The sequence below is a fragment of the Staphylococcus sp. 11262D007BW genome (assembly GCF_053547815.1).
Genome location: NZ_JBPWPJ010000001.1, coordinates 2,174,516 through 2,184,681, shown reverse-complemented (window position 1 = coordinate 2,184,681; position 10,166 = coordinate 2,174,516). Strand labels below are relative to the sequence as shown.

Here is a 10,166-nt window from a genome sequence, read left to right as displayed (position 1 = left end):
TACCTCATGTATAACCACACCTAAGTATGAACCGTATTTATAAGGTAACTTAGGTAAGGTATTCATACGTGGATCTTCTACTATTTTTGAATGTTCAATATGATGATCAATAATATATTGATTAACGTTAGGATAATGCGTTTGATCTGAAGAGCTAGTGCTGGAGGAACTAAATTCAGGCTGGTTTTGAGATAGATTGGCATAAGTAGTAGAAGAGGCCGGATTAATATTTGAGTGCGAGACAGTACTTTCAGCAAAAGCGGTAGACGACAACATGACTGAAGCTAAAACGAAAGTCAGTGAGACAGAAAACAAAGAATGTGGTACCGACATAAAGATAACCCCTTTCTTTTATAAAATTATTATATTATTAATATCACTAATAATTTTACTACTGTAAAATTATTAGTCAAGTGTATTATTGCATTATATTCGTTGGAAAACTAACCTATCTTATTTTTACAAGTAGTAGTATAATCATATAAATATTTCACAACTTATCACATATACTTAAATACTCTTCACTAATGATCGTGATTTGTAATTAAGTCATATAGTTAAGGAGGTTTGTATTTTGATCTTAATTAGTGCCTGTCTAGCTGGGGAAAATGTCCGTTATGATGGTCAAAACAAAAAGAATTTAGAATTAAAAAATTTAGTGACTAGAGGGCTAGCTAAAACGATTTGTCCAGAAATATTAGGCGGACTAAGCATACCTAGAGATCCTGTAGAAATTGTAGGTGGGGATGGATATGATGTCTTAAATGGAACTGCTAAGATTGTAGATTTTAATGGAAATGATATGACTAAAACATATATACAGGGTGCAGAATCAGCCTTAACTATTTGTAAAAAATTCGATTGTGATACTGTTATTTTAAAATCAGATAGCCCTACATGCGGTTCTCGTACGATTTATTCTGGTAATTTTAACGGGGAAAAGAAAAAGGGAGTAGGAATATTTACAGCAATGTTAGAAAAAAATAATATCAGAGTATATGATGAAAATAACTATGTATTAGGAAGTTTAGATGAAAAAAATTAGCTCTACCTCTATACGAGGCAGAGCTTTAATATACTTTATTCATCTTCTCACTGTCTACAAAATCAGATAAATATAAGTCTAGAGTAGTGTTAACTGTGAAAATTCATGATTGTTCATTTCATCTATTTTTTCAATTTGGTTGGCAATACGCGTCACTATCGGTATCACTAAAACATTTCCCATAAAATCACCTGCTAACAATATTATTATCTCGTATTTTATACCAACCTATTAAATCCAAAAAAAGTTTGTTACCATAAGATTGGTTATTTAACTGATATATAAGGAGAGCATACTATGTTTTATAGTTTAGACCATTCTTATCTTAAAAGAACAATAAAATTCTTTGTGGTAACTCTGTTAATCTTTTTGATTACTTTTATTTTATCTATTATATTTAGTCCGTCTATTGAAACTTTTAAAGATGTAACAGATGGTACTCCTAAAACGCTAAGAGAGGCAACAGGATTATATAAAGTTTGGGAATATATATTAAATAATGGTATTAGAGTACCTCTTCAAATGCTAATATTAGCCATTATCCCAATACCTTTATTATATTACTTGAATACCTTTATTACAGCAATCATTCCTGCAATTGCGCTAGGTTTCGCAATTCATATTAAAATATATCAAGGTAGTATGATCTTTATTTCTGCAATGCCCCATTTTTTATTAGAAATATTAGGATTATGTATTATTGCTAGTGGCTTATTTAAAGTTAATCAAACAATACTTAGAAAAATTTATAATTTGTTTGTAAAGAAAAAGAAACCCTACTTATCTTTAAAATTAGCAATTGTAAATTTACTAAAAGTATATTTGTTCATCGCTTTACCTATACTCATCTTAGCAGCATTTGTGGAACACTATTTATCAAAGGTAATATTAAAATTACTCATTTAAACAGGCTAGCACTTTAAAAGTCCTAGCCTATTACTTCTATATCAATAAATGAATAATATTTTTTAGAATAATCAAAGAAACGATGATACTTGAAACTTTATTTAAAATTAAAATATACTTACCTGTTTTATCAACAGTCCCTACCACTCTACCTAGTATCGCTAGAAAGATGAACCATAACCATGAAATGGATATGGTCGCAATAGAAAAGGCTAGCTTTGCAGTACCTTCATAAAGTACTGCGTTTGTTCCAATGACACCTACAGTATCCATAATGGCATGTGGGTTTAACAAAGAAACAGATAATGCGAACAACACTTGTTTTTTGGGGCTCATTGGCTCGATTTCATCCATATTTGAAGGCTTTTCATTCCAAAGGGACCATGCCATATATAATAAAAATAAAAACCCAACCACATAAATAATCAGTTGCAACATCGGCATCGAAATAAGTATTAATGAGACCCCTAATATGGCAATAACAATTAGGAATGTATCACAAAAACCTGCAGTTATTATGACCGGTATCGCTCGACTTAGCTTCTTTTGATTAGCACCTTGATTAAAAACGAATACATTTTGTGCTCCTAATGGTAAAATTAACCCTAAAGCTAATAGTACACCGTGTAAAATTGATTGTAACATTGTTTAACGCGTCCTCTTCTGTTTTATTAGTGGTTTCAGTTCTTCTTCAATTTATTTAAAAAAGACCACCTTTTTAACATACATTCTTTGTTCACCTATCTAAATTATAAAAAAATTCAGATTTTTTCAAGTGGAATTTGTATAATTTAATTTGACTAATCACATATACAAGCACCTTGTTTGTTGGTGTGACTTAATCGTATATTTACTCATAGTCGCTTTTTCGAAGCCAATACGAAAACAGCTCAACAATACAACTACTTGTTGCTATCGTCTTGTGTGAACAAGAATATCTGTCACTTTTATCACTTCTTCTCTACGTCTGAATGTACGCCTGAGAGATAGGCGATTTCATTATTATATCTCCCGTATCTTTTGAGTTATCCCTTCTTCATATAGTTCTATTGCAAAGTTTAAAATTAAGTTTCTCATCTCATTTTTAAAATACTAATTATATATTACTCAAAATATAAATAATATAGCTTTTCTTGGTTTACACTATTTGATAGGTCCACAAAGTATTCCGTTTGCCATCTTTGTGTTTTTTTAGCAGTAGAATTTAAATTTGATACCCAACTTGGATAAACGCGCATTGCCATTTTACCTTCAGCTTTATTTGACTTTATAACTCCTTTGTCTTTCAAAATTTTTTTAGGAAATATAAATTGTCCTATTTTTTCATTATCTATAATATTTATAACTAATTTATCTTCCGTTGTATCCCAATCAAAAGGAATATTCTTATTGAATTCGTTTTTTCGCCAAAAAGCAACAAAATACCCCTTCTTTTTTTGGAGTTTTTCTTGCTAATCTACTTTTAAAAGTTAATTTATCTAAATCAAAAGTAAATGCTTCATAATCAGAATTCAAGTTATCTACTTTAAAATTCGTTAAAGCAGAGTTACTTATTATATCTATAGTGGACGTTACTAAGTTCTTAGAAATATAAGTATCTTTCATAATATTTACTCCTTTATATTGAAACTCTTATGATTTAAAATTTCTTCTATTGTGAGTTACGTAATAGAGATAGGAAATCTATTTACTTTTGAACATATAGAAAAGGTAAAGTCATCGTAGTAATACTTTTTAAAACAAAGCCTCTCAGTCAACTCGGACTAGTCAGTTCAATCAAGAAGGTTAGTCAACTTGTTGTTGCTTAATTTCCTTTTTCTTTTCCGAAATGTGTAATCTTGAAATTAAAATAGTTCTATTACGAAAGTGCTCATAATTATTATAACTAAAAGAAACTATTTTGATTAATTTAATCTTATTATTAATACCTTCAATAGGTCCATTTGTAAAGTTTGAATAATCTACTGTATTAGTGATAAACGATATGTAATGTTTAAGTATTCTTATTACAGGTCTTAGTTTAGAGTGAATGCTTGATAATTGTATACTTTCTAAAATACGGTTAAAAGCTTCTATATCATTATGATTAAGATGACAACGTAGTTGATTCACAATAGAATACGTTTCACTAAGTGTTTCATATTGTTGATTCAGAAACTAAACAATACCCTTTTGGGTTTTCCAAGATTTAAATAATGGAACGTTTCGATATTCAAATGCTTCCAGTTCTTCTGTGGGTTCTAAATAAAGTTTCCAATATCGCTTAAATTTATTATATAAAGGACGATTATTATTTTTAAAGCTATTCATTACCGTCACACGTGCTATATTTAATTCTCGATTAAGGGATTAAACAATATGAAAACCGTCGATAATTATTTTAGCGTTGGAAAATAATTCTTGAATCAATACTATATAAGGTTGATACATATCGATAGACACCGTTCAAACGCATTTGCGTTCTTTAAGCGAAAAGCGATAAAAGTAGGATTTCAACGACGGTCTTCAATAATATCGACAATACAATGGGGAAGTGAATCGACGTACATAAAGCTCATACTCCCAGATACATTTTTAACACTTTTAAATTCATCCATCATTAAATGTTTAGGTAATGACTGATGTGGAGACTGATGAATGCTTTCTGCAGCTTCATCAATAAAGCGTGATACGGAACAATCTTGAGCTATAGAAGCTTCTGAGCATGTAACTGTTGCTTTATTAAGCACAGCTATTTTTGTATTTATCAAAATAAAAAAGTATCGATCCACAATAGATGATTGAGCTGTAAAGTATTCCCCACAAGCTTTAAAGTAGGTAGGGAGTTCAGAAATATACGGGTGTGTAATCCTTAATTATTTCTTACCTGTTTTTAACACTATATAATTCTTGTTTTCTCTTCCACAACACTAGCATTCACTTGGTGTATAAGTAAGTTCTCTTTAATAAAAGGGGCTTAATACCCCTTTATACTTCACTTTTTCTACTTTTTTAAATATTATATTTCATCTTCAATATTAAGTGTTTTTGATATAAAATGATTCATAGACGCATGATCTCCTTTATTGTGGTTTGGTCACTTTTAATAATAGAGGTCATTGCGTCTTTTTGCATTTAAAAAGCAAAAATCGAACCAATGATATTTCAACATTTGAAATATCACCAGTCCGATTTATTATAGATTTCATTTATATTATAGTCTTATTCCCATTCTATGGTACTAGGTGGTTTAGATGTAACGTCGTAAACAACGCGATTAATGTGATCTACCTCATTTACGATACGTGTTGAGATTTTTTGTAAGACTTCCCAATCGATACGCGCAAAGTCACTTGTCATACCGTCGATAGATGTAACTGCACGAATACCGATAGTATAGTCATACGTACGATAGTCTCCCATTACACCGACTGAACGAATGTCTGGTAAAACTGTGAAGTATTGCCAAATTTCACGTTCTAAACCTTCTTCGCGAATAACTTCTCGTAAAATGGCATCTGATTCACGTACAATTTCAAGTTTTTCTTCTGTGATTTCACCTAATACGCGAATACCAAGACCTGGTCCTGGGAATGGTTGGCGCCATACTAAGTGTTCTGGGATGCCTAATTCAATACCTAATGCGCGTACTTCATCTTTAAATAAAGTGTTAATTGGTTCAATCAATTCAAATTCCATATCTTCTGGTAAACCACCCACATTGTGGTGTGATTTAATTGTTTGCGCTGTCTTAGTACCTGATTCGATCACGTCTGTATAAAGTGTACCTTGTGCAAGGAAGTCGACACCTTTTAATTTTGACGCTTCATCATCAAAGACATACACAAATTCGTTACCGATAATTTTACGTTTTTGTTCAGGATCTGATACGCCTTTTAACTTAGACATAAAACGTTCTTCTGCGTTGACGCGAATGATATTCATGTTGAATCCTTCGCCAAACTGTTCCATCACCATGTCGCCTTCACCTTTACGTAATAGGCCATGGTCTACGAAAATACACGTTAATTGATCGCCAATTGCTTTATGCAATAATACCGCAACAACAGATGAATCAACGCCACCACTCATTGCACATAATACTTTACGATCGCCCACTTGTTCGCGGATTTTAGCGACTTCAATGTCGATGAAGTTTTCCATTGTCCATTCACCCGTACAGTTACACACACGGCGCACAAAGTTGCGTAATAAATCATTACCGTATTCTGTATGACGAACTTCTGGGTGGAATTGTACCCCGTAAATACGACGAGATTTGTCTTCAATCGCTGCATATTGTGTACTTGGGCTATCCGCAATCACTTCAAAGCCTTCTGGAATTTCAATCACTTTGTCAGAATGACTCATCCATACGGTTTGTTCTTCAGGTAAACCAAAGAATAATTCATCTGACGTTGCATTAATCGTTGCTTTACCATATTCACGTTCATTGGCACGCTCAACTTTACCGCCTAATAGTTTTGTTGTAAGTTGCATACCATAACAAATACCTAATACAGGAATGCCTAGATTATAAATTTCTGGATCAATCGTAAAGGCATCTTCTGCATAAACTGAGTTAGGTCCACCTGAAAGGATAATACCTTTTGGGTTCATTTTTTTAATCTCGTCAATAGAAATTTCGTGATCATGTAATTCGCTATATACGCCCATTTCACGAATACGACGTGTAATCAATTGGTTATATTGACTACCAAAATCGAGGACAAGAATCAGCTCTTGTTCTTTTGCCATTTCCATACTATAGAACTCCTTTATTCATTAGAATGAGTAGTTTGGTGATTCTTTCGTAATTTGTACATCATGTGGGTGACTTTCTGCTAAACCAGCTGCACTCATTTTTGTGAATTGTGCTTCTTCACGTAATGCTTGTAAGTCTTTTGAGCCAGTGTAGCCCATACCACTCTTAACGCCACCGATTAATTGATAAATGGTATCTTGTAATGGTCCTTTGTAGTCAATACGGCCTTCTACACCTTCTGGAACGTATTTTTTAGGCGCTTTGTCTTCTTGGAAATAACGGTCGTTTGAACCACTTTCCATTGCACCTAATGAGCCCATACCACGGTATACTTTATATTGACGACCTTGGAACATTTCGACATGTCCTGGACTTTCTTCTGTACCTGCAAGTAAACTACCTAACATTACAGCGTGACCGCCTGCTGCTAACGCTTTAACGATGTCACCTGAGAATTTAATACCACCATCTGCAATAATTGTTTTACCGTGTTTACGTGCTTCTGTTGCACAATCATAAACGGCTGTAATTTGTGGTACACCAACACCTGCTACAACGCGTGTTGTACAGATTGAACCTGGTCCAATACCAACTTTAACAACATCTGCACCTGCTTCATATAATGCTTTTGTTGCTGTTGCCGTCGCTACGTTACCTGCAATAACTGTAATTTCAGGATATTTGTTTTTAATGTTGCTTACTTGCTTAAGCACGCCTTGCGAATGGCCGTGTGCTGTATCGATAACTAATGCATCAACACCCGCTTCAACAAGTTTTTCTGCACGAATGTCTGTATCTGTAGAAATACCAATAGCTGCTGCCACTAATAAACGACCATGACTATCTTTCGCTGAATACGGATATTCATGTACTTTTTCGATATCTTTAATAGTGATTAATCCTTGAAGCACACCGTCTTCTACAAGTGGTAATTTTTCAATCTTATGATCTTGTAAAATCTTTTCGGCTTCGGCTAATGTCGTACCAACTGGAGCTGTAATGAGATTTTCTTTGGTCATCACATCTGAAATTTTAATTGAAAAATCTTCAATGAAACGTAAATCACGATTTGTTAAGATACCGACTAGTCGACGTGATGTTTTGTCTGACACGATAGGTACACCTGAAATACGGTATTTACCCATTAATGCTTCTGCTTCGTATACACTTTCTTCTGGCGTTAAATAAAACGGATCAGTAATGACACCATTTTCTGAACGTTTTACTTTTTGTACCTCGTCTGCTTGGTGTTCGATGCTCATATTTTTATGAATAACACCTAAACCACCTTGTCTTGCCATAGCAATCGCCATTTTTGATTCTGTGACTGTGTCCATTCCTGCTGATACAACTGGAATGTTTAACTTAATCTTATCAGACAATGCCACACTTAAATCCACTTCTTTCGGTAATACATTTGATTCTGCTGGAATTAATAGCACATCATCAAATGTTAATGCTTCTTTTACAAATTTATTTTCCCACATGTGTTACAGCCTCCATTCATTGTGATAATATTATTATTTCACATTTTCTTCATTTTGTTGATAGTTTATACCATTAAAAAATAAATTCAAGACAATTGCAGAAATTGTTCCTAAAACAATCCCATTTTGAGTAAACTATGCAAATTGATCTCCTAATGCTTGAAAGGCTTCCGGTACTGCTGTGACGCCTGCACCTAAGCCCACTGACACTGCAATAATCAGTAAATTATTTTGGTTCTTAAAGTCAATATTATTTAATATACGCATGCCGTACGCCATGACCATTCCAAACATGGCTAACATTGCGCCACCTAGAACAGGTAGCGGAATCATATTTGCTAGTGCGCCTAATTTAGGTATACAACCACAAATAATTAATAAAATGACCATACCGTAAATGATTTTGTTTTTCTTTACACCTGATAACGACACCAATCCGACATTTTGAGAATACGCCGTGTATGGGAAAGCATTAAATAATGATCCCAACATAATCGCAATCCCTTCAGCCATATAGCCTTTTCGGAAGTCTTTTCGTTTGAGCTGTTTACCAGTGATCTCACTTAATGCTTGATATACCCCTGTAGATTCAATCAAGCTCACTAAAGCCACAATGAAAAAGACAAGAATGGCACCAATATCAAAAGAAAAACCTGTAAAACGTAACGGTTTTGGTAATTCAAACCAATTTGCTGATTGAACTTGGCCTACATCGACTAACCCAAAGACACTCGCAAGAATTGTCCCTGCTACTAAGCCGATAAGAATCGCTATAGATTTAATAAATCCTTTTGTAAAACGCTGTAAGATTAAAATAATAACAAGTGTGCTAATCCCTAACACGATAAACTTAGGATCACCATAGTTTTTAGCATCTTCTCCGCCAGCAATGTAATTCATCGCGACAGGCATTAAAGTGATGCCAATAATAGTCACAACACTGCCTGTTACGACAGGTGGAAAGAAACGAATTAATGCCGCAAAAAATGGCGCTATTAAGACCACTAAAATACCTGATGCAAAAAGTGATCCATACAATACATCGATGCCTTTTGTCTGGCCGATTAAAATCATCGGCGCGACAGCTGTAAAGGTACATCCTAAGACAACCGGTAAGCCTATCCCGATGCCTTTATATACTTGTAAAAATGTCGCGACACCACACATAAAAATATCTGCAGTGACAAGGTAAGCTATTTGAGAGGGCGTAAAATTTAAACTCGTCCCAACAATGATGGGTACTAAAATAGCCCCCGCGTACATCGCTAATAAATGTTGTAAACTTAATAAAAACGACCTCATTATGATTGCTCCTCTACTAGAGTAACCTCATTGTTTGCAAGAGAAGCGACACGACAAAGTGATTGAACCTCTAGTCCCTCTTCTTCGATGCGTTCACGTCCAGGTTGAAAGCTCTTTTCAACAAGAATACCTACACCCACTGTTGTAGCACCTGCTTGTTCTACTAATCGGTGTAACCCTAGCGCTGCTTCTCCATTTGCTAAAAAGTCATCAATAATTAACACACGATCGTTTTCATTTAAAAAGGATTTCGAAACCATAATCGAACTCGTGACGTTTTTAGTAAATGAATGCACATCCGTTTGATAACTTTCATTTGTAAGTGTGCTCGGTTTCGCTTTTTTCGCAAATAAACATGGCACTTTAAAACGATGCGCGACCATAATCGCAGGCGCAATACCTGAAGCCTCTATAGTTAAAATTTTAGTAATACCTTTTGATTCAAAATAATGATGAAACGTTTGGCTCACATCATCCATTAACATTGGATCAATTTGATGATTTAAAAAGCCATCTACTTTTAAGATGGTTTCATCGATTACGACGCCATCTTCTAACACTTTCTCTCTTAGGCGATGCACAAGCGTACCTCCTCTATCTCTAATCACTCATTTTGATTTAATCTGAACTAAACTTAAAAAATAAAAAAAGAGCTAGACGATTGATCCATATTAAGCAAAAG

General features: G+C 33.9%; 8 protein-coding genes and 3 pseudogenes. 2 read left to right on the top strand and 9 right to left on the bottom strand.

What is annotated here, in order from left to right:
• Nucleotides 1–333 (bottom strand): annotated as a pseudogene (locus ACEE93_RS10625) (autolysin); the annotation flags it as partial.
• Between the two features lie 241 nt (nucleotides 334–574).
• On the opposite strand from ACEE93_RS10625, the gene ACEE93_RS10620 reads away from it, so the two are divergent.
• Nucleotides 575–1,045, top strand: coding sequence for a DUF523 domain-containing protein (locus ACEE93_RS10620; RefSeq protein ID WP_449154560.1), 471 nt, complete (start codon nucleotides 575–577; stop codon nucleotides 1,043–1,045).
• Nucleotides 1,046–1,342: 297 nt separating this feature from the next.
• Nucleotides 1,343–1,951, top strand: coding sequence for a stage II sporulation protein M (locus ACEE93_RS10615; protein WP_449154559.1), 609 nt, complete (start codon nucleotides 1,343–1,345; stop codon nucleotides 1,949–1,951).
• 36 nt (nucleotides 1,952–1,987) lie between these two features.
• Here ACEE93_RS10615 and ACEE93_RS10610 read toward each other — a convergent pair whose 3' ends face one another.
• The 8 genes and pseudogenes from ACEE93_RS10610 to xpt all read right to left on the bottom strand — a co-directional run bounded on the left by ACEE93_RS10610 (nucleotide 1,988) and on the right by xpt (nucleotide 10,065).
• Complete coding sequence (locus ACEE93_RS10610; RefSeq protein WP_449156567.1) at nucleotides 1,988–2,596, bottom strand: LysE/ArgO family amino acid transporter; 609 nt, start codon at nucleotides 2,594–2,596, stop codon at nucleotides 1,988–1,990.
• A gap of 458 nt (nucleotides 2,597–3,054) precedes the next feature.
• A complete protein-coding gene (locus ACEE93_RS10605; protein WP_449154602.1) occupies nucleotides 3,055–3,333 on the bottom strand; it encodes a MepB family protein in 279 nt (92 codons plus the stop codon).
• Nucleotides 3,334–3,337: 4 nt separating this feature from the next.
• Nucleotides 3,338–3,556 (bottom strand): MepB family protein, encoded by a 219-nt coding sequence (locus ACEE93_RS10600; protein ID WP_449154557.1) that lies wholly within the window; start codon nucleotides 3,554–3,556, stop codon nucleotides 3,338–3,340.
• A gap of 180 nt (nucleotides 3,557–3,736) precedes the next feature.
• A pseudogene (locus tag ACEE93_RS10595) lies at nucleotides 3,737–4,997 on the bottom strand (ISL3 family transposase).
• A gap of 155 nt (nucleotides 4,998–5,152) precedes the next feature.
• Entirely contained in the window at nucleotides 5,153–6,694 is a 1,542-nt protein-coding gene (gene guaA / locus ACEE93_RS10590; protein WP_449154556.1) for a glutamine-hydrolyzing GMP synthase, read from the bottom strand.
• Between the two features lie 21 nt (nucleotides 6,695–6,715).
• Nucleotides 6,716–8,182, bottom strand: a complete 1,467-nt coding sequence (guaB, locus tag ACEE93_RS10585) for an IMP dehydrogenase (RefSeq protein ID WP_449154555.1) — start codon at nucleotides 8,180–8,182, stop codon at nucleotides 6,716–6,718.
• A 33-nt stretch (nucleotides 8,183–8,215) separates the two neighbouring features.
• A pseudogene (gene pbuX / locus ACEE93_RS10580) lies at nucleotides 8,216–9,484 on the bottom strand (xanthine permease PbuX).
• Complete coding sequence (xpt, locus tag ACEE93_RS10575; RefSeq protein WP_449154554.1) at nucleotides 9,484–10,065, bottom strand: xanthine phosphoribosyltransferase; 582 nt, start codon at nucleotides 10,063–10,065, stop codon at nucleotides 9,484–9,486. Before xpt ends, pbuX begins: the two are co-directional and overlap by 1 nt.
• Nucleotides 10,066–10,166 lie beyond the last annotated feature (101 nt).